Origin of the sequence: Nocardioides sp. NPDC127503, from assembly GCF_040302165.1 — a bacterium.
In the GTDB taxonomy this organism is placed as follows: Bacteria; Actinomycetota; Actinomycetes; order Propionibacteriales; family Nocardioidaceae; genus Nocardioides.
In genome coordinates this window covers 187,222-207,669 of record NZ_JBEORH010000009.1, presented here as the reverse complement: position 1 = coordinate 207,669, position 20,448 = coordinate 187,222, and the positions used below count along the sequence as shown (strand labels likewise).

Genomic DNA, 20,448 nt, shown 5'->3' with positions numbered 1-20,448 from the left:
AAACAATCTATTTCGGGATATTCCTTTGTAGACCGATCTCTCAGCGAGCCGAGGAAGGCGCGCGACGCCGCAGCGTCATCGTGTGCGACGGAGTCGCCCACGGCCCCTCGACGAGGTGCTGCAGAGCCTCGATGAACGCCTCGCCCTCGCTCGGTGCCAGACCCTCGAGCGCCTTGGCGACGGTCGCGTTGTAGGCCTTCGAGGCCTCCTTGAGCGCCTTCACGCCGGCCGGCGTGAGCGCGACGATGCGGGCCCGGCGGTCGGTGCTCGAGACACGGCGCTCGGCGAGGCCGCGGCGCTCGAGGTTGTCGAGGGTGGTGACCATCGTGGTCTTGTCGAGCATCGCCATCTCGGCCACGGCGTTCTGGGTGTACTCCCCCTCGGCGGCTTTCATCAGCACGCAGTACTCCCGCACCGAGAGCTCCAGGTCGGCCAGCGCCTCGCCGACCTGGGCCGCGAAGGCGTGCGCGGACTGGTTGAGCAGGAACAGCAGGTCGATACGCGGTCCGGTCATGAACTAGATCTTAACGAACCATCCGATACCGAACTATCTTCTGACCAACTATCCAATGCAAACGGCGCCCGACCCGCATCGGGATCGAGCGCCGTCCGGCATCGCCTCAGAGGTACTGCGCGAGGTCCGCCTGGATCTCTTCGGGCGTCACCTGCGGCTCGTAGCGCTTGACGACCTCGCCCTCGCGACCGATGAGGAACTTGGTGAAGTTCCACTGGATGTCGCCCGGCGCCTCGGCACGCAGGAACTCGTAGAGCGGAGCGGAGTTCTCCCCGTTGACATCGATCTTGGAGAGGACCGGGAACGTCACGTCGTAGGTCGTCTTGCAGAACTCCTGGATCTCGTCGTCGGTGCCGGGCTCCTGACCCATGAATTGGTTGCACGGGAACCCGATGACCTCGACGCCGGAGTCGCTGGTGGCGCGATAGAGCGCCTCGAGGCCCTCGTACTGCGGCGTCAGACCGCACTTGCTGGCAACGTTGACGATCAGCAGCAGCTTGCCCTTGTAGTCACTGAGCGAGACGGTGCTGCCGTCGCCGGCGGTCATTTCGAAGTCGTACGTGGTGGTCACAGGTCTCTCCTCGATCGAGTTGCGGTGCAGGGGGACAACCTTGCTCGGCCCGAGGTTATGCCCCGCGCTGATGCGGAACCGACGAGACCTCCTCGGCCAGGCGCCGTTCACGCGCGACCGTCATGATCGCGGCCGACATCCACTCCAGCGCCTCGGGCATCTCGTAGGCGATCTCCTCGAGCAGCGTCGGCATGTCGTGGCGACCCACCGAGAGCAGCATCTCGCTGAGCGAGCCATCGGGCGCGGTGACCATGAACCGGAACTCGATCGCCTCGGGAGTCACGGTCGCGGCGCAACGGCTGGTCTCGAACGTCCACGGCGCACGGCGGGCACTGCCGTGGGTGCCGGGAGTCGTCATGACCGGGCATCCTATTCAGGTTGCCGCCGCGACCGCATCCCTTTCACGCCTCGGATCATCCCTCGAACAGTGATTCGAATCTCGTCGCCAGACACACCACCCCGGCGCGCGCGAAGCGGCCTGAGGACCGGTACGTTCGTCCGCGGTCATTCAGCGGGGGAACACTGGAGAGGGACACAACTTCACATGATGGGCGGGCATCACGCGGCCTCTGGGGCTGCCGCGTGGATCGCAGTGACATCGTCGGCACCGATCGCGTTCGGGTGGTATCCGGGCGTCTCGGACATAGGCGTGATGACCGGCACCCTGGTGTGCGCCGGCGCCGCGCTGCTTCCGGACGCGGACCACCACAACGGCACGATCGCCCACTCGCTGCCACCGGTCTCCGAAGGCTTGACCAAGATCGTCGGACAGGTCTCCGGCGGCCACCGCAACGGCACCCACTCGATCCTCGGCGTACTCGCCTTCACCGGACTCGCCTGGGGCGCGGGGAAGCTCTCGCTCGAGACCGAACGTTTCGGCAGCGTCCTGATCGGCCCGGGCATCATGTGCGTCCTGCTGGTCGCCTTCGCCATGGACGCGCTGAAGCTCACCCGCAAGGGCGTCCACTGGCCATGGATCCCGGCTGTGGCTCTGGCAGCGGTGATCGCCATCTTCGCGCCCGAGGAATGGTGGTGGATGCCGTTCTCCGTTGCCCTCGGCTGCGTCGTGCACCTGATCGGCGACTTCGTCACCACGATGGGGATCCCGCTGTTCTGGCCGATCGCGCCGAAACCGCCGAGGTGGGTCCGGCGCAACAAGTGGCTGCCGTTCGACAACATGTGGACCCGCGGCGGCCACTTCGCTCTCCCGATCCTCGGCGACGCCGGCTCCATCCGGGAGTGGGTCGTGATGACCCCGATCAGCCTCTACGCGACCGTCGGCTTCGGCTGGGCGCTGCTGAGCCAGATGGGCTTCGACGTCGACAGCCGCTGGGAAGTCCTGGTCTCGAACCTCAGCACCCTCGTCTGACCGACGGTCGACGCCGGGACGCTCAGCTCTCGACGGACCGACGGCGCCCGCGGAGCGGGCGTACGAGGAAGATCCCGGCCAGCAGCGCGAGAGCGGCGAGGAACGCGGCCACGGCGAGGACCCCGCTCAGGACGACCTTGGTCTGGATGCCGCGGTGCTCCTCGCTGACATCGTCGGAGACGATCAGCGTCATCGCGACGATGGTGTCCTTGAGCAGCTGGATGAAGCGGGTCATGTCCTCGGCCCAGACCTGTGCGGCCGGCCGCCCGGGGGCCTGGGACTCCAGGTTCCGGACCGCGCTCGTGAGGGAGCCGTCGTTGATGACCTGGACGACGGCGTTCTGCGACACCAGGCCACGGGACCCGTCGGCGAAGGTGCCGTCCGAGATCTTGTCCAGCGCCTTCTGGGTGGCCTTCGGGGCGTCGCCGTAGAACGAGCGCGAGGTGAGCTGCCAGGACGTACGCGCCTCGCTCATCGCCTCCATCGACTCCTCGTCGATCTTCCCGGTCATGAGCGCCGGCACCATCACCGTGCGCTCGATCCCCAGCGACTCGGACGCCGACCTGACGTACTTGAGGTTGGTGACCTGCTTGTAGATCTTCTCGTTGGGGATGTTGGGCATCTCGGTCGCGAAGTCGAGCAGCTCGTAGGCAGTGTCGGTGTAGGCGGCGACCGCTGCCTCCGTGCTGGCCTTGTCGCCGTCCTCGAGGTCCTTGCGATAGGCGTCGATGCCCTTGAGGACCGTGTAGGTGCGCTCGACCCGTTCCCGCAGGCTCGGGTTGTCGGCGAGGTCGACCTTGGTGATGTCGTCGTGCCACGCGTCGATCGAGTCGTCGGTCACCTGGCGATAGGCCTGCCGGACCGCGTCCGGGACCTGGTCGGAGCCCAGCGCGTCACGCTCGAAGATGAGGTCCATCCCGAGCTCGTAGCTCTCCGGGAGCGCTCCGGCGATCATCATCGCGCGGCTGGAGACGGCGCGCTCATCGAGCGCGTCGGCGAAGGTCAGCCCGCCCAGAACCAGAGCGATCACCACCGGGACCAGCAGCACGCCAAGCACCCGGGTGCGGAGGAACCGAGGCTTCGGGGCCGCATGGGACCGAGGCGTACGCTGCGCCGACTCGACCACGCCGGCGACCGCAGTCACCGACGAGACCGAGGCTGCCGAGGCTGCCGCGGGGGCTGAGGAGGACGAGGAGGACGAGAGCGCCAGCGGCTTGGGCCCGATGGACAGCTCGCGGCTGCCGGCCGGGATCGGAGGCACGACCTCGGGCCGGCGCGCGAAGGCGACGACCTCGCCCGCGGTGGGCCGCCGGGAGGGGTCCTTGTCCATCATCGACGCCACGAACTCGTCGACGTGGGACGCCACGGAGACCACGTCGTTGACGTGCGGGACCGGCGCGGTCACGTGCTGGTAGATCATCGAGACCGGCTCGGAGCCGGCGTACGGGGCGCGCCCGGTGAGCAGTTCGAAGTACACGCAGCCCAGCGCGTAGATGTCGCTGGGCGGGCCGACCACGTTGTCGGCGGCCTGCTCGGGCGAGATGTAGGGCAGGCTCCCCATCACGTGGCGGGTCGACGTGAGCCGCTCGGCCTGATGATTCGCCAGCTGGGCGATGCCGAAGTCGAGCACCCGGATCCGGCCGTCCCCGTCGTAGACGAGGTTGGACGGCTTGATGTCGCGATGGATGATCCCGGAGGAGTGGACCGCGGTGAGCGTACGCGCGACCTGGACCATCGCCTCGCTCGCCTCCTCGACGGTGAACCGCCCCTGCTTCTCGAGCCGGTCTGCCAGCGTCGGGCCGGGAAGGAGCTCCATGACGAGATAGACGATGCTGCCGTACTCGGTCGTCTGCTCGACGCCGACGTCGTGCACCTGCACTGTGCCCGGGTGGCTGGCCGCCGTCGTCGAGAGCGCCTCACGCCGGAAACGCTCGGTCACCTTGGGGTCGGCAGAGGTCTCCACGACCTTCACCGCGACCCAGCGTTCGAGCCTGATGTCGGCCGCCTGCCAGACCTCGCCCATCCCGCCGCGGCCAAGCAGTCGGTGCAGGCGGTATCGGCCTGCGATCGGGGGGCGCGTTCGCATGCGCATATGTTGTCGGACTCACACCCCGTGCGTCTCGTGTACGCACCGATGAAGTCCGCCGATCTTTGCTATTGTCGCCGGTTTACGCATCAACTGATCGCCCTCGTGCGCGGACCAGCGCGACCCCGAGACCGGCCAGCACCACCAGCGCGATGCCGGAGAAGACGCCCCAGGCGATCGTCTGGTTCTGGGCGTCCGTGTGCTCGCGCTGGATGTCGTCGGCGAGCCGGCTCGCGGCATCGACGACCACCTCCTTGAGGTCCTGGACGTAGCTGGCCGCATCAGCCAGCCAGAGCTGGTCCACGGACCTGCCGTCGGCGCTGTCCTCCAGCTGCCTGACGACGTCCTCGACGTCACGGGCGTTGAGCACCCGGATGACGGCACGCTGGGACGTGACCGCGTAGGACCCGAACTCGAACGACCGGCCCGAGATCCTGTCGAGCCGCTGCCGCGTCGCCGGATCGGCGCGCGCATAGATCGTCTCCGAGTGGGTCGCCCAGGAGTCCTGGGCCGCGCTGAGATCGGCGATGCCCTGGGCGCTGATCCGCTCGTTCCGCAAGGCGTTCGCCATGATCCGCCGCTCGAATCCGAGCACCTCCGAGACGGATCCGATCAGCTCCAGGTTCCGCGCCTGCCTCGCCAGCTCGTCGTTGCGGAACGACGGCAGCTCGGCGGCGAGGTCGAAGAGCCCGTTGACCGCGTTGGTGTACAGCTCGACGGCCACCAGCTTGCCGGCTCTGTTCCCCGCTCGGGCGGCCGCGCGAATGTCCGAGAGCCGCTCGAGGGCGGCCGCGGACCTCTCCGTACGCCGCCGCAGACCCGGATCGCCGGCGGTGTCCAGCTTCTCGACCTCGGCGGTCCAGGCGTCGATGGACCTGTCGGTGATCTGGAGGAAGTCCTCGGTCAGTGCCGCATCGGTCCGCAGCGCGTCGCGCTCGATCGAGAGGTCGAAGGCGAGCTGGAAGCTGGTCGGCAAGATGTTGGCCAGCGGCTGGGCGCTGCCGACGCTCGACATCGTGTCGCCGGCCCGGAGCGTGCCCCAGCCACCGAAGACCAACCCCGGCAGGACCAGAACCATCAGCACACCCAGAAGCGTGGGCGAGAGGCGCGGGCCCCTGATGCTGGGTGGACGTACGATCCGCTTCGGCGGCGCAGCGACGCCGCTCTCGAGCACCGTTGCCACCTCCTCGGCCACGGGACGCTTGGCCGGGTCCTGGCCGAGCATGGCGGTCGTGATGCCATCGAGATGGCCGGGCACGGTCACCAGCGTGCCGACCCGTTCGGGCTCGAGCCCGGCGTACGGCGGGCGCCCGGCGAGGAGCTCGAAGAAGACGGCGCCGAGCGAGTAGATGTCGCTGGCCGGCCCGATCCGCCGGCGGTCGATCTGCTCAGGGGACATGTACGGCAGGCCCTCACCGCCGCGGGGCGCGGGCGCGCCGATCAGAGCGATCCGGCCGTCTGGGGCGTACCCGATGGTGGCCGGCCTGATGTCTCCGTGCACCTGCCCGACGGCATGGCCAGCGGCGAGGATCCGCGCGACCTGCGCGACGATGCTCGAAGCCTCTTCAGGGGAGAACGGGTTCTGCTGGACAAGCCGGTCGGCAAGATTCTGACCGCTCAGAGCGTGGCCGCCCTGTCCGGTCAGATGATTCAAATGCTGGCGACCGGCGCGTGGGGGACGGATACGCATGGGTCCATAGTCCCTGGTGGGCACCGCTGACGCCCCGGCCTCAGCCGAGAGTTTTCCTGGACTTGGCCAAGAGTTCGACTCCCCCGCGGGCTATCCCGGCCGGAGCCGGATCCCGTACTGCTGCACTTTTCGGTAGACCGTGGCGCGCGACATCCCGAGCTCGGCGGCCGCCTCCTGCATGGTGATGCCGGGACGGGTCAGGACCCGGACGATCTCACCGCGTTCGAAGGCGTCGATGCGGGACAACGGCCGCCTGGTGTCGGAGAGTACGTCGGCGGGAAGGTGGCGCAGGTCGATCTGGTCACCGGCGCTCACGGCCCGCTGGACGACATGGACGAGCTCGGCGACGTTGCCCGGCCAGCCGTGGTCGTGCAGCGCCCGCTCCGCGGCCGGGGTCAGCGCGATCTCCCGGCCCCGCACCCGCAGCCCCACCTGATGCGCCAGCGGAAGTACGTCCTCGGGCCGCTCGCGCAGCGGCGGCACCTCGACCACGGTGTCGACGAGGTCGGCCAGGGCCGCCGGGATGCCGTCGAAGGTCTCGGCGGTCATCGCGAACGGCACTCCGGCGACCGCCCCGGGCGCCGCCTCGACGAGGAGGGCGTGCAGCCGCTCGGCCACCCAGGCGGGAAGCATGTTCACGTCGCGTACGACCACCGCGGTGTCCTGCTTGGCGAGCTCCGGAGTCCACAGCGACAGCCAGGCCTCGGCGTCGGCCGGCTCCGGGGCGGAGGCCGCCAGGATCCGGTCGCGGGGCCGCAGGTCGCGGAACGCCTGGGCGACCAGGGTCGTACGCCCCACCCCCGGCTCCCCGACCACCGCCACCCGCCGGCCGACCCTGAGCGCGTCGCGGACGCTGCCCAGCGCCTCGCACCAGGCGGAGGAGAGGTCGCGGAGGCTGCCGGCGCCCGGCTCCAGCCGGGGCGCCTCGACCCGGAACACCTCGCCGCGCGGAGCCGGTCGTGGAGAGCGGCCGTGGGCGCGGGCGAGCATGAGCGACGCGGTGTTACTGGCCGCCGACTGCGCCAGGGCGAGCAGCAGGTCGTGGGACGACTCCGACCAGGTGGTCAGGTTGACGCTGCCCTCCAGGCGTCCACTGATCGGGTCGATCACCGGCGCGGCGGCACACGTGTAGCTGCACAGCGAGAGCGAGTAGTGCTCCTCGGCCCGGACCACGGTCGGTGTCCGGTCGGCCAGCGCGAGGCCGAGCCCGTTGGTGCCCGCCGCGCGCTCGGCATAGCTGAACCCGGGCGCCAGATGGACGGCGTCGAGGTCCCGGAGCAGCTGCTGGTCGCCGCTGAGCCGGTTGAGCACCAGGCCGACGGGATCGGTGAGCATCAGGCTGACCGGCTCGCCGACGAGCGTCCGGTGGAGGTCGTCGAGCACCTCCTGGCCGCACTGGAAGAAGAGCGACTCCTGGTCGTAGGCGCCGGAGAAGACCGGGTCGACCTCCTCGACGGAGACGCCGTACTCCTGGCTTCGCTGCCAGGACGCGCGTACGCGGGGCGCCAGCGCCGAGGCGTCGACGGCCGTGGTGCGCTGCGCGATCGGATGGCGCCCTGTCATGTGATCGACGTTACATCCGCCGGCCGACGGAGGCAGCCGGACAGCGTCTCAGATTGAGACGGTCGAGGTCTCACATTGAGACGCCGCACCCCTGATCTGCGGGTCGCAGCCGCCCTAGCGTCCTGTGACGAAAGCCACAGACCGGAGGAACCGATGTACACCAAGAACAACGAGTCCTACTTCATCGTCGACGCCCACGTCGCGCTCTGGGACGCCCGCCCGGAGAACCAGCGCAACATCCACGGCAAGCAGTTCATCGACTGCTTCTACGACTACCACCGCAACCTCTCCCCCGAGTCGGAGCACTGGTCCTACGAGGACTACCTCTACCAGGGCGGCGAGCGGCTGATGCACGACCTGTTCGAGGTCGGCTACGTCGACCACGCGATCTTCCAGCCGGCCCACCTCGGCGAGTTCTACAGGAACGGGTTCGGGCAGACCGAGGAAGCCTCCCAGCTGGCGGCGAAGCACCCCGACAAGCTGACGTACAACCACCACTTCGACCCACGCAACGGCGAGGCCGGACTCGAGCAGCTCCACGCCGACGCCGAGCGGCTCGGGCTCAAGGGCGTCAAGCTCTACACCGCCGAGTGGCACGGAGAGTCGCGCGGCTGGAAGCTGACCGACCCGTGGGCGTACCGCTACTTCGAGGCCTGCCGCGAGCTCGGGATCACCAACATCCACATCCACAAGGGCCCGACGATCCGGCCGCTGGACCGCGACGCGTTCGACGTCGCCGACATCGACCACGTCGCCAGCGACTTCACCGACCTCAACTTCATCGTCGAGCACGTCGGCCTGCCCCGGCTGGAGGACTTCTGCTGGATCGCCACCCAGGAGCCCAACGTGCACGGCGGACTGGCGGTGGCGATGCCGTTCATCCACACCCGGCCGCGCTACTTCGCGCAGATCCTCGGCGAGCTCGTCTACTGGATCGGCGAGGACCGGATCCAGTTCTCCTCCGACTACGCGATCTGGACACCGAAGTGGCTGATCGAGCGGTTCGTCGACTTCCAGATCCCGGAGGACATGACCGAGTACGCCCCGCTCACCGTCGCGCAGAAGAAGAAGATCCTGGGCCTCAACGCCGCGAAGATGTACGACCTGGAGGTGCCCGCCGAGCTGCGGCTGCCCGAGGCGGACGAGACCGCGACGGGTCCCCGTGAGCCCGAGCGGGCCGACCTCGCGGCGGTGTGACATGTCGCTGCTGACCCACGAGAGCACCCGCGCCGCCGAGACGTACGCCGCGCTCCATGCCGTAGTCGACCCCGAGCTCGACGAGCCCATCACCGACCTCGGCTTCGTCCGGTCGCTGACCGTCTCCCCTACCGTCTCCCCGACCGAGCCGGTCAGGGTCGAGGTCCACCTGCGGCTGCCGACGTCGTTCTGCTCGCCCAACTTCGCCTATCTGATGGCGAGCGACACCAAGGACGCGCTGACCGCGCTGCCGTGGACCGACCAGGTGGTCGTCGAGCTCGACGACCACCACGACTCCGACCTGATCAACGCCGGGCTGGCGGCCGATGCCGGCTATCTCGGCACGTTCCGCCACGAGGCCGAGTCGTCCCTGGACGAGCTGCGGACCACGTTCCACCGCAAGGCCCACACGGCGGCGCTCGAGCGTTGCCTGACCCGGCTGTTGAGGGGGCAGCCGGAGCTGGCCGAGGACGCCGTGGGCGAGGTCCGTCTCGGGGACCTGCCCGACGACGACTTCACCGCCTCGCTCCGGCGCCGCCGGGCGGTGCTCGGGCTGCCCGACCTGCCGGAGGCGTACGTCCTGGTCGACCACGACGGCGAGCGACCCGGCGACATTCCGCTGGCCCTGCGGAGGGCGCGTTCGACCCGGATCTCGATCGACGGGAACGCCCACTTCTGCCGCGGCCTGCTGGCGACGCGCTACGGCGACGAGGTCACCTCGCCCGCCTTCGTACCACTCACCGACCTGCACCGAGAAGGAGCATCATCATGAGCACCATGCGAGCCGTCCAAGTGGTCGGCTACCACCAGCCGCTGGCAATGGCCGAGGTCCCGGCGCCCGAGCCGACCGGCCCGTTCGACGTCGTCGTGAAGATCGGCGGCGCCGGGGTGTGCCGCACCGACCTGCACATCCTGGAGGGGCAGTGGGAGGAGAAGTCCGGCGTCACGCTGCCCTACACGATCGGCCACGAGAACGCCGGATGGGTGCACGCGGTCGGTGACGCCGTCACCAACGTCGCCGAGAGCGACAAGGTGATCCTGCATCCGCTGATCACCTGCGGGCTGTGTCGCGCCTGCCGCTCGGGCGACGACGTGCACTGCGAGCTCAACCAGTTCCCCGGCATCGACACCAACGGCGGCTACGCGGAGTACCTGAAGACCTCCGCACGCTCGGTGGTGAAGATCGACGACTCCCTGGAGCCCGCCGACGTGGCCGCCCTGGCCGACGCCGGCCTGACCGCCTACCACGCGGCCGCGAAGGCCGCCCGGCGGCTGACCCCGCGCGACAAGTGCGTGGTCATCGGCGCCGGCGGGCTCGGGCACATCGGCATCCAGGTCCTCAAGGCCCTCAGCCCGGCCGAGCTGATCGTCGTCGACCGCAACCCGGACGCCGTGAAGCTCGCCCTCGACATCGGGGCCGATCACGGCGTCGTCGCCGAGGGGACCCAGGTCGATCAGGTGCTCGAGCTCACCGGCGGCCACGGCGCCGAGGTCCTGGTCGACTTCGTCGGCGAGGGCGGTGCGACCGCGGAAGGGGTCCGGATGCTCCGTCAGGCGGGCGACTACCACGTCGTCGGGTACGGCGAGAACATCGATGTGCCGACCATCGACATCATCTCGGCCGAGATCAACTTCATCGGCAACCTGGTCGGGTCCTACAACGACCTGTGCGACCTGATGGCGCTCGCCGCCCGCGGGGCCGTCACGCTGCACACCCAGAAGTACGCCCTCGACGACTTCCAGACCGCCATCTCCGACCTCGACGCCGGCCGGGTCCGCGGCCGCGCGATCCTGGTCCCCTGAGGAGGTGACGACATGAAGAAGCTCCTCGGAATCGGCATCTCGGTCGGTGTGCTCGCGGGCATCTGGACCCAGGTGAGCATCGAGCTCACGCTCATCACCTGGGTCGGGTTCATCGCCTGGGCCTGCTACTTCGCCGCCGGAGGCGGCCGCGAAGGCTTCCAGAAAGGTCTCGCGGCCAACCTCGCCGGCGCGCTGTGGGGATACGGCGCGAGCCTGGTCCTGACGTACGCCACCTTCACCGGCGCGGTCGCCCTGGTGGTCACGGTCGTCGCCTTCATCCTGTGCGTGCAGGCGGCCGTGGACCTGCTCTCCTTCATCCCCGGCGCCTTCGCGGGGACCGCGGTCATCTTCGGCACCTCGTTCGACCTCGGCGGCACGCTCATCGCGCTCGTGGTCGGCGCCGGGCTCGGGTGGCTCTCGGACATCGTCGGGCGGCGGATCCAGGCCACGGTCGAACCGCCCGCGCAACCGGTCCGCGCACCTCAGCCCTGACCGCCGAACGCGCCGATCCCGCTTGACCTGGATGTTTCAGGTCAAGCGGGATCCGTACGTCATCCGCGCGCCGCGGTGCGTCGCCCCAGGTAGGCGAGGCAGGCGACGGCGAGCGCGACGCCCCAGATCGGCCAGAGCATCTCCGGCGCCCATGCGCCCCAGTCCGAGGTGGCTCCGGGGACCGTCCAGAGGTCGTCCGCGATCGCCATCCGCCAGAAGGAGATCCCGGCGGACATCACCGTGCCGGCGACCAGGATCCCCGGCACGAGGGCCATCGCGACCGGGACCGGACGCCCGCCGATGCGGGGCACCCAGCGCCAGAACACCTCGCCCCAGCGCGCCACCAACCCCCAGGTCAGGACCGCCCCGACGACGGCGAAGGCCGCGAGCCCGAAGCCGGCCCACCTCCCCGCGCCGAGGTCGTCCAGCATCTCGCGGCTGATCCCGAGCGGGATGTTCAGCGCCCAGGCGATTCGGGTGACGGCGTAGAGAAGAGGTACGACGACAGCGACCGCCACCGCAGGACGCCCCCAGCGTGCCCAGCGGCCCCAGTCCAGACGCCTGTCAGGCTCGGCCTTCCCGAGCAGGGTGACACCGGCGACGACCATGGCCAGCCCGCCGGCAGCATGCGCCAGGGCGACACCCGAGTCGACGAAAAGACGCCACTCGAGCTGTCCGGCACCCGGTCCGAGCCCGGCCGTCGCAAGCAGGACCTGCGGCAGATAGCCGAGGAACATCAGCGCGCGGACGTCGGAGACGACCACGGCGACGACGAGCCCGAGAACGATCAAGAGCCACCCTGTCGCTCTCGTCGTACGCGGCGTCCGCACGTTCGCGACCGCGCCCCCGGCAACCAGGGCGAGGAGCGCGAGCACCGCGATCACCCAGGACATCTGGGTGCCGCTCAGAGCGCCGAGCGGCGAGGCGGCATCGGGGACCCACGGGTCCGGTGCCCTGCCCAGCAGGGCGAGCCCGACCAGGGCGCCGAAGACGAGGGCCCAGGCTCCGGCCACCCAGGGTGCCGCGCGCAGCACGACGGAGCGGTGCTGCGTACGTTCCAACGTGGTGGTCATCGGGTCACCCCCTGAGCGGTCTCCCAGCGCCGACCGACCGTGCGCAGCAGCGCCGGGTAGACGACGAGGTAGCGGAACGGCTTGATGAACCGCATGTAGGCGTCCCCGAGCAGCCCGTTGGGCCGCACCAGCACGCTCATCTGCGCGCTGTAGCCGTCGGGCGCGTTCTCGTCCTCGACCCAGCCGAGGTGCAGGACACCGTGCATCGTGCGGTTGGCGATCTCGGCGGCGTACTCCCGATCCGTCAGGTAGAGCGGCTGGAACGGGCTGTCGTCGCGCTCGGGCGCGGCGTGGTCCCGGAGATCGTCCGGCAGCCGGTCCCGCAGCGAGGCGACCCGGCGGCCGAGGCCGTGCTCGTCCTCGTCGGCGCCGAGCATCCGGCCGAGCGCCCAGCGGACCGCGAAGAGGAGGCGGTACGCCGCCGGGAAGTCGCGGTCGTCGCTGCTCATCATGGCCTCGACGAAGGCGGGGAAGTCGTCGGGACCGCCCTGGACCGGGAGGGCCCAGACGTCCTCGAGCTCGAAGTCGTAGGTGATCTCGTGGATGCGCCAGGACTGGCAGGAGTAGGCGCCCGACGGTATCGGGCTCGTCTTGATGGGTGCGTGTGTGGTCATGGCTCCACACTGGTCCGCTCGCGGCGGCCGTTCGTCGGCCTCAGGTCGCGGGCCTCTCATCCCTTAGGATGAGACTCAGCTCCGGGGACCGACCAGCCCCGTCTCGTACGCCAGCACGACCGCCTGCACGCGGTCGCGCAGGCCGAGCTTGGCGAGCACATGGCCGACGTGCGTCTTCACCGTCGCCTCGGAGAGGTGGACGCGGCGGGCGATCTCGGCGTTGCTGTCGCCGGTGGCGAGCTCGAGGAGCATGTCGAGCTCACGGGGCGTCAGGGTTGCCCGGATGTCGGCGACCCGACCGCTGTCGGGGGCCGGCGCGGTCGCCACATGCTCGAGCAGGCGGCGCGTCGTCGACGGCGCGACCACCGCGTGACCTGCGTGGACGGTGCGGATCGCGGCCACGATCTCCTCGGCCCGGGCGTCCTTGAGGAGGAAGCCGCTGGCGCCCGCCCGGATCGCCGGGAACGCGTAGTCGTCGAGGTCGAACGTCGTCAGCGCGACCACCCGCGTGGCTGGCTGCTCTTTGGTGATCGCGGCCGTCGCCTGGATCCCGTCGAGGCGGGGCATCCGCAGGTCCATCAAGATGACGTCGACCCGCTTCGTACGGACCAGGGCGAGCGCCTCGTGACCGTCGGCCGCCTCCCCGGCGAGCTCGAGGTCCGGCTGGCTCTCGACCATCATCCGGAGCGCCGAGCGCATCAGCTCCTGGTCGTCGACGATCGCGACACGGATCGGGGTCTCTGGGGTCACTGGCTCGCTCACAGCGGCATCATGGCGCGCACGCGCCAGCCCTCGCCGCTCGGGCCGGCGTCGAGGGTCCCGCCCACCGCCGCCACCCGCTCGCGCATCCCGCGCAGACCGCGGCCGGGCGGACGCTGGATCCCCACGCCGTCGTCACTGACCTCGATCGTGAGCTGGCGTGCGGTGCGCGTCACCGACACCGTCGCGACGGCTCCTGGACCTGCATGGCGGGTGACGTTGGTGAGCGCCTCCTGCACGACGCGGTAGGCGGTCAGCCCGACGGCCGGCGCGACCTGACCGGGCTCGTCCGCCTCGAGCCGGATCGTCAGCCCGGCCGCACGCATCCGCTCGACGAGGTCGTCGATGTCGGCCAGCCCCGGTTGCGGCTCGGTCGAGGACTCGCCACCGAGCACGCCGAGCAGCCCCCGCATCTCCATGAGGGCTTCCCGGCCCGTGGTCGCGATGGTGTCGAGGATCCCCGAGGCCCGCTCCGGCTGCTGCCCGACGACCATCCGGCCGGCCTCGGCGTGACTGACCACGACTGCGAGCGAGTGCGCCACCACGTCGTGCATCTCGCGCGCGATGCGCTGGCGCTCCTCGGCGGCAGCGCGGTCGGCGAGCTGGTCGATCCATGCGGCCCGGGTCGCCCGAAACCGGCCGAGCGCCCACGCCGCGACCGTGGCCGCCACCGTCGCAGTGGCCACCATCAGCCACCACGTCCACCCCGACAGGCCGGTGCCGTCGAACCCCGAGAGACGTACGACGGTCAGCAGACATCCCACCAGCCCTATGCCCAGCACGATCCCCGGCCACGGTCGCCGGTCCCGCGCACTCACCGCGTAGAGCAGAACGAAGAAGCACAGGCTGCTCGGCAGCAGCACCGGCCCGTAGGCGCTCCCCGCCGCCTCGGCGGTCGGCCCGCCCAGGTCCGGAGCGGCGACCAGCACCAGCTCGGCCAGCGCCCCGACGGCGTACGACGGCAGCGGCCAGCGCCGAGCGGTCGCCACCGCGCCGTGAAGAGCCACCAGCGCCACCAGGAGCGCGATCTCCCATGCCGTACTGACCTCACCGTCGACCACCGAGGTCCACCCGACCGGCAGCAGCACCAGCGCCAGCGCCACGGCCAACGCGACCTGTCCGGCGTCCCCGAGCCAGCGAGGTCCGGGAGCAGCTGCCACGGTCATGGGCTCACCCTAGTGCCCCGAACGCGGCCGCAGGCCCGCTCCGATCGGAGCGGGCCTGCGGTCTGTCCCGGCTCAGCGGGACTGTCGACGAAGTGTCACATGCTGCGCGGACCGGTGGCGTCGTCGCGCTCCTTCTCGGTCATGCTGCGCGACTTCAGCAGGCTCAGGATCGTGGTGATGGCCAGGATGCCGACGATGACGCTGAGGGAGACCTCGATGGAGACCTCCGGGGCCCACTCGACGTGGTGGCCACCGTTGATGAAAGGCAGCTCGTTCTCGTGGAGCGCGTGGAAGACGAGCTTGAGGCCGATGAACCCGAGCAGGATCGCCAGACCGTAGGAGAGGTAGACCAGCCGCTCCAGCAGACCACCGATGAGGAAGTAGAGCTGGCGCAGACCCATCAGCGCGAAGATGTTGGCGGTCAGGACCAGGTAGGCCTCGTTGGTCAGACCGTAGATCGCCGGGATCGAGTCGAGCGCGAACAGCAGGTCGGTGGTGCCGAGGGCGCAGATGACCACGAACATCGGGGTCGCGATCCGCTTGCCGTTCTCACGGATGAACATCTTGGCGCTGTCCCAGCTCGAGGTGAGCGGGATGTGGCGCTCGAGGAACTTCACCACGGCGGGCTCCTCGTACTCGTCCTCGTCCTCGCCACCCTCCATGGCCAGCTTGACCGCGGTGTAGATCAGGAACGCGCCGAACAGGTAGAAGACCCAGCTGAAGTTCTCGATCGCAGCGGCGCCCACGGCGATGAAGATGCCGCGGAAGACCAGCGCCAGGATGATGCCGATCAGCAGCGCCTTCTGCTGGAACTGCCTCGGCACCGCGAACTTCGACATGATGATGATGAAGATGAACAGGTTGTCGACCGACAGCGAGTATTCCGTCAGCCAGCCCGCGAAGAACTCCGTGCCGTACTTCGGGCCGGAGAACACGAAGACACCGATGCCGAACAGGATCGCCAGGCCGATGTAGACGCTCAGCGCGACGATCAGCTCCCGACGCGAGGGCTCGTGCGGGCGTCGGCCGATGACGAGCACATCGAAGAGCAGCACGGCACTGGCGATGCCGATGGTCAACCACCAGATGAGAGGGGAGACGTCCACGAAGGGACTCCTTAGATCGTGAGGCAGAGCGGTTCTCTTGGGAAGGTTAGGCGACCGAGGTCAAAGCTTCGAAGTCGAAGCGGGCCACGGGTTCCGTCGACGGCATCGGCGACAGAGCCGGAATCGGCGTACGGCGACACACCAACCCGAGTTGTATAACAAGTGCTTAACTAGTCTAACAAGCAAGCACTCCCGCCACTCCACATGATCCCAGTTGCGGACAAGCAGATGAGTCCGCGATCACAGCGTGGATGACTGGACCTCAACTGGACTTGATGTTTTAGCGTCACTGCCAACAGAGAGAGGAGGGGGTGTGAGCGACACACTCACCGACCAGTTCAAGGCCGGCTTCCGTCGATATCCCACCGGCGTGGCCATCGTCGCCGCCTCGACCGAGACGGGTCCCGTCGGAGCGACGGTGTCCAGCGTGGCCTCGGTCAGCGCCAACCCGCCGATGCTGTCGTTCTCGGTCTCCCGGTCCGGCCGGTCCGGGCCGGCGCTCACCGGGAGCGACCGGCTCGCGGTGCACGTCCTGACCGAGTCCCAGGCCCACGTGGCCGCGGCCTTCGCCGACCGGACCGCGCCGCGATTCATGGTCGCTCAGGGCTGGACGCTCCCGCACGGGGAGCCGCCCGTCCTGGAGGACGCCGCGGCGAGCTTCTACGGACGCGTGGCGCGCGTCATCCCAGCCGGCGAAGCGTGGCTGGTGCTGCTCGAGGTGGACACGGTCGACCTCGGCGAGTCCGCCGAGTCCGGCGACCCGCTGCTGCACCACGACCGGAACTACTGGTCGCTCGGCCCGTCGGTCAGCACCCTCGATCGCATCCTGCCCGAGAAGGCTTCCTGACCGTCGACCTCGACGGTCTCTCCACCACACCACCGAAGGAAACAAAACATGCGTCTGTTCGCTCCCACCATCGAGGTCTCGGCCCACTGCGACCTGCCCTGCGGCGTCTACGACCCCGCCCAGGCCCGCATCGAAGCCGAGTCCGTCAAGGCCGTCATCACCAAGGCCCTGGACAGCGACGACCCCGACTTCCGCACCCGCGCGGTGCTCATCAAGGAGCAGCGCTCCGAACTGGTCAAGCACCACCTCTGGGTGCTGTGGACCGACTACTTCAAGCCCCCGCACTTCGAGGCCTACCCCCAGCTCCACACCCTCGTCAACGAGGCCACCAAGCTGGCCGGCGCCTCCGGCACCAAGGGCACCCTCGACCTCGAGGTCGCCGACAAGCTCCTCGCCAAGATCGACGAGATCGCCGAGATCTTTTGGGCGACCAAGAAGGCCTGAGGAACGAAGGCCGACTTGCGAGAAGCCAGATCACGGCGCCAGCCGGGATCTGAAGACAAGAAGGCCTGAGCTCACCCACGAACATGCGAGAAAGCCAGGTTCCGGCGGCCAGCCGGGACCTGGCTTCTTCTTGTTTTGCCGCTTGAGGGCATAGACGTATGACAAGTACGTCACTAGTGTGACAAGTGTCACCGTCCCCCTCGCGGCGGCCCTGGGCCGCCGTCGGAGCTCTCGAGGAGCATGCATGCGTCACATCCGAAAGCGCGCGACACCACTCCTGCTCGTCCTCGGTCTGGTCGGCTCGCTGACCGGGACCACACCCGCTCTCGCAGACCAGAAGACAGACCAGGTACGCGGCCCGGATGCCGCCGCGATCGCGAAGATCGTCGACCGCATCGACGAGCCTTCGATCCCCGACCGCGACTACGAGATCACCGACTTCGGCGCCGTCGGCGACGGCACGACCGACGCCCTGCCGGCTATCAGGGCGGCGATCGAGAAGGCGTCGGCCGACGGCGGCGGCCGGGTCGTACTGCCTGAGGGCACCTGGCTCTCCGAGGGTCCGGTGCACCTGGCCAGCAACATCGACCTCCATGTCTCCGAGGGCGCCACGCTCCTGTTCGGCACCGACACCGACGACTACCTGCCGGTGGTGCGTACGCGCTGGGAGGGCACCGAGCTCGACGGCTACTCGCCGCTGATCTACGCCAACAACGTGCACGACGTCGCCATCACCGGGTCGGGCACGATCGACGGCAACGAGGACTCGGAGTTCCACGCCTGGAAGGCCGACGAGAAGCCGGACCAGCTGCGGCTTCGCCAGATGGGCTTCGACGGCGTACCCGTCGAGGAGCGCATCTTCGGGAAGGGTACGTTCCTGCGGCCCAGCGCCATCCAGTTCTTCCACGCCGAGCGAGTGCTGCTGGAGGACTACAAGGTCACCAACTCACCGTTCTGGATCAACCACCTCGTCTACACCGACCAGGCGACCGTGCGAGGACTCGACGTCGACAGCCACCGGGCCAACAACGACGGCATCGACGTCGACTCCAGCACCAACGTCCTGATCGAGGAGAACCGCTTCCGGACCGGCGACGACTCCGTGGTCGTGAAGTCGGGACGTGACCTCGACGGCCGCACCATCGCCCGCCCCAGCGAGAATGTCGTGATCCGCCGCAACGACATGGGCGGCGAGGACGGCATCGCGCTGGGCAGCGAGATGTCCGGTGGCATCAAGGGCGTCTACTTCACCGACAACGTGCTGCGCGACGGTGCCTCGGCGATCCGGTTCAAGGGCAACCTCGACCGCGGCGGCACGGTCGAGAACATCCGGGTGAGCAACATGGAGATCGGCAACTTCGAGACCTTCATCTGGTTCCAGCTCGACTACCCCGGCGAGCTCGGCGGCAACTACCCGCCGGTCTACCGCGACATCGTCTTCTCCGACATCACCGTCGCCTCCGCCAAGACCGGGCTCGACATCCACGGGCCGGCCGACGCACCACTGAGCGACGTCACCCTGCGTGATGTCACGGTCGAGGAGGTCGAGACGCCGATGGTCCTGGAGAACGTCGAGGACCTGCGCTTCGACAACGTCCGGTTCGGCGACCAGTACGCCGACGGAGAGCTCGACTGGCTCTCCTGAAGCGGTCCCCCACCCCGCCCGCCGCGCGCCTCCTGCGAGGATCTCGCGGCGGGCGGGTCATCGGGTCGACTCCGTACCCCATCGTCTCGGAAGGAAGAGCATGAAGACAGTCCGACAGGTCAGCGCATTCGTGGGGCGATGGTTCGCCCTGATCGTCCTGGCCGCCGGCGCCATCGCACTGGCCACCCCCAGCACCTTCGACGGGTGGGCGGCCCAGGTGCCGCTGCTGCTTCAGATCATCATGCTCGGGATGGGCATGACCCTCAGGCCCGCCGACTTCGCCATCATCGGCCGCCGACCGTGGGCGCTGCTGCTGGGCGTCGCCACCCAGTTCACCGTGATGCCGCTGCTCGGCTGGGGCATCGCGAACGCGCTCGGCCTCTCCGCCGTGCTCGCCGCCGGCATGATCCTGGTCGGCTGCGCGCCCGGCGGCACCGCGTCCAACGTCATGGTGTTCCTGGCCCGTGGCGACACCGCACTGTCGGTGGCGATGACGTCCGTCTCGACGCTGCTCGCGCCCGTGCTGACGCCCCTTCTCGTCCTCTTCCTGATCGGGGAGGACCTGCCGGTCTCCGCCAGCGACCTGTTCGTCTCGATCGTGGAGATCGTGCTCGTCCCGGTTCTGCTCGGCCTGGTGCTCCGGCTGCTGCTGCCGCGTCTCATCGAGAAGGTCATCGACGTGCTTCCGCTGATCTCGGTCGCCGGCATCACCGGGGTCGTGCTCGCCGTCGTGGCCGGAAGCGCCTCCACCCTGCTCTCGGTCGGCCTCCTGGTCGTGCTCGCCGTGGTCCTGCACAACGTTGCCGGCCTGACGCTGGGCTACGCGATCGGGCGGCTCTGCGGCATGCCGATCTCGAGCCGGCGCGCCATCAGCATCGAGGTGGGCATGCAGAACTCGGGGCTCGCCGCCGCGCTCGCCACCGTCCACTTCTCGCCAGCCGCAGCACTGCCCGCCGCGATCTTCTCGGTCTGGCACAACGTGTCCGGCTCGACTCTGGCGAGCTACTGGTCGCGGCGCCCCATCGAAGGCGACGAGGTCGCTACGCAGAAGGTGGACGCACCAGCCGATCGTCAGGGATGACGGCGACGCCGAGGATCTCGATCATCGCCTCCGGCTGCCACAGCTCGGTGGTCCCGATCCCCGCCATCGCCGGGTAGACCGGACCGGCCAGTTCGCGCCAGACCGCGCCGATCTCCTTGCCGTGCGCCTGGTAGTCGGGGATGTCGGTCAGGTAGATCGTGATCGACACCAGATCCTCGGGGACGCCGCCCGCCTCCCGCAGCGTGGTCAGTACGTTGTCGAACGCCTGCCGGAACTGCTCGACGATGCCTCCGGGGACGATCTGCATGTTCTCGTCCAGCGCGGTCTGGCCGCCGAGATAAAGGGTGTTTCCGCTGAGCGTGCCGTGCGAGTAGCCGCGCGGCGCGGGCAGGGCCGCAGGGTTCACCGGTACGGGGGTGAGGTCCGTGTTCATGATTCGACCGTAGGGCATCTATTGACATGCCTAC

Annotated in this window: 21 protein-coding genes; 9 read left to right on the top strand and 12 right to left on the bottom strand. The window is 69.1% G+C overall.

Features of this window, described 5'->3' with window-relative positions:
* Positions 1-40: 40 nt before the first annotated feature.
* The 3 genes from ABTW65_RS20740 to ABTW65_RS20730 form a co-directional block, all read right to left on the bottom strand.
* Positions 41-514 (bottom strand): MarR family winged helix-turn-helix transcriptional regulator, encoded by a 474-nt coding sequence (locus ABTW65_RS20740; protein WP_350663554.1) that lies wholly within the window; start codon positions 512-514, stop codon positions 41-43.
* Between the two features lie 106 nt (positions 515-620).
* On the bottom strand, positions 621-1,085 hold the full coding sequence (locus tag ABTW65_RS20735) for a glutathione peroxidase (protein WP_502890629.1): 465 nt from the start codon (positions 1,083-1,085) through the stop codon (positions 621-623).
* A 55-nt stretch (positions 1,086-1,140) separates the two neighbouring features.
* A complete protein-coding gene (locus ABTW65_RS20730; RefSeq protein ID WP_350663552.1) occupies positions 1,141-1,443 on the bottom strand; it encodes a hypothetical protein in 303 nt (100 codons plus the stop codon).
* Positions 1,444-1,629: 186 nt separating this feature from the next.
* Between ABTW65_RS20730 and ABTW65_RS20725 the strand changes: the two genes are divergently transcribed.
* A complete protein-coding gene (locus ABTW65_RS20725) occupies positions 1,630-2,454 on the top strand; it encodes a metal-dependent hydrolase (protein WP_350663550.1) in 825 nt (274 codons plus the stop codon).
* A gap of 22 nt (positions 2,455-2,476) precedes the next feature.
* On the opposite strand, the gene ABTW65_RS20720 is transcribed toward ABTW65_RS20725, so the two are convergent.
* The 3 genes from ABTW65_RS20720 to ABTW65_RS20710 all read right to left on the bottom strand — a co-directional run bounded on the left by ABTW65_RS20720 (position 2,477) and on the right by ABTW65_RS20710 (position 7,793).
* Positions 2,477-4,540, bottom strand: a complete 2,064-nt coding sequence (locus ABTW65_RS20720; protein ID WP_350663548.1) for a protein kinase domain-containing protein — start codon at positions 4,538-4,540, stop codon at positions 2,477-2,479.
* A gap of 82 nt (positions 4,541-4,622) precedes the next feature.
* Complete coding sequence (locus ABTW65_RS20715; RefSeq protein ID WP_350663546.1) at positions 4,623-6,230, bottom strand: nitrate- and nitrite sensing domain-containing protein; 1,608 nt, start codon at positions 6,228-6,230, stop codon at positions 4,623-4,625.
* Between the two features lie 90 nt (positions 6,231-6,320).
* Positions 6,321-7,793: an AAA-type ATPase lid domain-containing protein gene (locus ABTW65_RS20710; protein ID WP_350663543.1), complete on the bottom strand. Its 1,473-nt coding sequence runs from the start codon at positions 7,791-7,793 to the stop codon at positions 6,321-6,323.
* Between the two features lie 153 nt (positions 7,794-7,946).
* On the opposite strand from ABTW65_RS20710, the gene ABTW65_RS20705 reads away from it, so the two are divergent.
* Genes ABTW65_RS20705 through ABTW65_RS20690 form a run of 4 tightly spaced genes read left to right on the top strand, consistent with a single transcriptional unit; the run spans position 7,947 to position 11,285 of the window.
* A complete protein-coding gene (locus ABTW65_RS20705) occupies positions 7,947-8,990 on the top strand; it encodes an amidohydrolase family protein (protein WP_350663541.1) in 1,044 nt (347 codons plus the stop codon).
* A 1-nt stretch (position 8,991) separates the two neighbouring features.
* Entirely contained in the window at positions 8,992-9,762 is a 771-nt protein-coding gene (locus ABTW65_RS20700; RefSeq protein ID WP_350663539.1) for an iron-sulfur cluster assembly protein, read from the top strand.
* Positions 9,759-10,793: an NAD(P)-dependent alcohol dehydrogenase gene (locus ABTW65_RS20695; RefSeq protein WP_350663537.1), complete on the top strand. Its 1,035-nt coding sequence runs from the start codon at positions 9,759-9,761 to the stop codon at positions 10,791-10,793. The genes ABTW65_RS20700 and ABTW65_RS20695 overlap by 4 nt, the downstream gene beginning before the upstream one ends.
* A 12-nt stretch (positions 10,794-10,805) precedes the next feature.
* Positions 10,806-11,285 carry a DUF1097 domain-containing protein gene (locus ABTW65_RS20690; RefSeq protein WP_350663536.1) on the top strand — a complete coding sequence of 160 codons (480 nt, stop codon included), beginning with the start codon at positions 10,806-10,808 and terminating at the stop codon, positions 11,283-11,285.
* Between the two features lie 59 nt (positions 11,286-11,344).
* On the opposite strand, the gene ABTW65_RS20685 is transcribed toward ABTW65_RS20690, so the two are convergent.
* The 5 genes from ABTW65_RS20685 to ABTW65_RS20665 all read right to left on the bottom strand — a co-directional run bounded on the left by ABTW65_RS20685 (position 11,345) and on the right by ABTW65_RS20665 (position 16,003).
* Entirely contained in the window at positions 11,345-12,358 is a 1,014-nt protein-coding gene (locus ABTW65_RS20685) for a hypothetical protein (protein ID WP_350663534.1), read from the bottom strand.
* A complete protein-coding gene (locus tag ABTW65_RS20680; protein ID WP_350663532.1) occupies positions 12,355-12,972 on the bottom strand; it encodes a DUF2867 domain-containing protein in 618 nt (205 codons plus the stop codon). Before ABTW65_RS20680 ends, ABTW65_RS20685 begins: the two co-directional genes overlap by 4 nt.
* 75 nt (positions 12,973-13,047) lie before the next feature.
* Positions 13,048-13,734 carry a response regulator gene (locus ABTW65_RS20675; RefSeq protein WP_350663529.1) on the bottom strand — a complete coding sequence of 229 codons (687 nt, stop codon included), beginning with the start codon at positions 13,732-13,734 and terminating at the stop codon, positions 13,048-13,050.
* On the bottom strand, positions 13,731-14,897 hold the full coding sequence (locus tag ABTW65_RS20670) for a sensor histidine kinase (RefSeq protein WP_350663527.1): 1,167 nt from the start codon (positions 14,895-14,897) through the stop codon (positions 13,731-13,733). The genes ABTW65_RS20675 and ABTW65_RS20670 overlap by 4 nt, the downstream gene beginning before the upstream one ends.
* Positions 14,898-14,992: 95 nt before the next feature.
* Entirely contained in the window at positions 14,993-16,003 is a 1,011-nt protein-coding gene (locus tag ABTW65_RS20665; protein ID WP_350663525.1) for a TerC family protein, read from the bottom strand.
* A 313-nt stretch (positions 16,004-16,316) separates the two neighbouring features.
* Between ABTW65_RS20665 and ABTW65_RS20660 the strand changes: the two genes are divergently transcribed.
* The 4 genes from ABTW65_RS20660 to ABTW65_RS20645 all read left to right on the top strand — a co-directional run bounded on the left by ABTW65_RS20660 (position 16,317) and on the right by ABTW65_RS20645 (position 20,020).
* On the top strand, positions 16,317-16,850 hold the full coding sequence (locus ABTW65_RS20660; RefSeq protein ID WP_350663523.1) for a flavin reductase family protein: 534 nt from the start codon (positions 16,317-16,319) through the stop codon (positions 16,848-16,850).
* A 48-nt stretch (positions 16,851-16,898) separates the two neighbouring features.
* Positions 16,899-17,294: a superoxide dismutase, Ni gene (sodN, locus tag ABTW65_RS20655; RefSeq protein WP_350663521.1), complete on the top strand. Its 396-nt coding sequence runs from the start codon at positions 16,899-16,901 to the stop codon at positions 17,292-17,294.
* A gap of 244 nt (positions 17,295-17,538) precedes the next feature.
* Positions 17,539-18,939 carry a glycoside hydrolase family 28 protein gene (locus ABTW65_RS20650; RefSeq protein ID WP_350663519.1) on the top strand — a complete coding sequence of 467 codons (1,401 nt, stop codon included), beginning with the start codon at positions 17,539-17,541 and terminating at the stop codon, positions 18,937-18,939.
* A gap of 100 nt (positions 18,940-19,039) precedes the next feature.
* Positions 19,040-20,020, top strand: a complete 981-nt coding sequence (locus ABTW65_RS20645) for a bile acid:sodium symporter family protein (protein WP_350663517.1) — start codon at positions 19,040-19,042, stop codon at positions 20,018-20,020.
* Here ABTW65_RS20645 and ABTW65_RS20640 read toward each other — a convergent pair.
* Positions 19,980-20,414, bottom strand: coding sequence for a RidA family protein (locus ABTW65_RS20640; RefSeq protein ID WP_350663515.1), 435 nt, complete (start codon positions 20,412-20,414; stop codon positions 19,980-19,982). The genes ABTW65_RS20645 and ABTW65_RS20640 overlap by 41 nt on opposite strands.
* Positions 20,415-20,448: the final 34 nt, after the last annotated feature.

What these genes read in the sequence shown, in the direction of transcription:
- ABTW65_RS20690 (WP_350663536.1), top strand. Translation starts at nt 10,806, where the DNA reads ATGAAGAAGCTCCTCGGAATCGGCATCTCGGTCGGTGTGCTCGCGGGC.
- ABTW65_RS20650 (WP_350663519.1), top strand. Translation starts at nt 17,539, where the DNA reads ATGCGTCACATCCGAAAGCGCGCGACACCACTCCTGCTCGTCCTCGGT.
- ABTW65_RS20645 (WP_350663517.1), top strand. Translation starts at nt 19,040, where the DNA reads ATGAAGACAGTCCGACAGGTCAGCGCATTCGTGGGGCGATGGTTCGCC.
- ABTW65_RS20730 (WP_350663552.1), bottom strand. Translation starts at nt 1,443, where the DNA reads ATGACGACTCCCGGCACCCACGGCAGTGCCCGCCGTGCGCCGTGGACG.
- ABTW65_RS20705 (WP_350663541.1), top strand. Translation starts at nt 7,947, where the DNA reads ATGTACACCAAGAACAACGAGTCCTACTTCATCGTCGACGCCCACGTC.
- ABTW65_RS20670 (WP_350663527.1), bottom strand. Translation starts at nt 14,897, where the DNA reads ATGACCGTGGCAGCTGCTCCCGGACCTCGCTGGCTCGGGGACGCCGGA.
- ABTW65_RS20710 (WP_350663543.1), bottom strand. Translation starts at nt 7,793, where the DNA reads ATGACAGGGCGCCATCCGATCGCGCAGCGCACCACGGCCGTCGACGCC.
- ABTW65_RS20700 (WP_350663539.1), top strand. Translation starts at nt 8,992, where the DNA reads ATGTCGCTGCTGACCCACGAGAGCACCCGCGCCGCCGAGACGTACGCC.
- ABTW65_RS20740 (WP_350663554.1), bottom strand. Translation starts at nt 514, where the DNA reads ATGACCGGACCGCGTATCGACCTGCTGTTCCTGCTCAACCAGTCCGCG.
- ABTW65_RS20685 (WP_350663534.1), bottom strand. Translation starts at nt 12,358, where the DNA reads ATGACCACCACGTTGGAACGTACGCAGCACCGCTCCGTCGTGCTGCGC.
- sodN (WP_350663521.1), top strand. Translation starts at nt 16,899, where the DNA reads ATGCGTCTGTTCGCTCCCACCATCGAGGTCTCGGCCCACTGCGACCTG.
- ABTW65_RS20695 (WP_350663537.1), top strand. Translation starts at nt 9,759, where the DNA reads ATGAGCACCATGCGAGCCGTCCAAGTGGTCGGCTACCACCAGCCGCTG.
- ABTW65_RS20725 (WP_350663550.1), top strand. Translation starts at nt 1,630, where the DNA reads ATGATGGGCGGGCATCACGCGGCCTCTGGGGCTGCCGCGTGGATCGCA.
- ABTW65_RS20720 (WP_350663548.1), bottom strand. Translation starts at nt 4,540, where the DNA reads ATGCGAACGCGCCCCCCGATCGCAGGCCGATACCGCCTGCACCGACTG.
- ABTW65_RS20715 (WP_350663546.1), bottom strand. Translation starts at nt 6,230, where the DNA reads ATGCGTATCCGTCCCCCACGCGCCGGTCGCCAGCATTTGAATCATCTG.
- ABTW65_RS20680 (WP_350663532.1), bottom strand. Translation starts at nt 12,972, where the DNA reads ATGACCACACACGCACCCATCAAGACGAGCCCGATACCGTCGGGCGCC.
- ABTW65_RS20640 (WP_350663515.1), bottom strand. Translation starts at nt 20,414, where the DNA reads ATGAACACGGACCTCACCCCCGTACCGGTGAACCCTGCGGCCCTGCCC.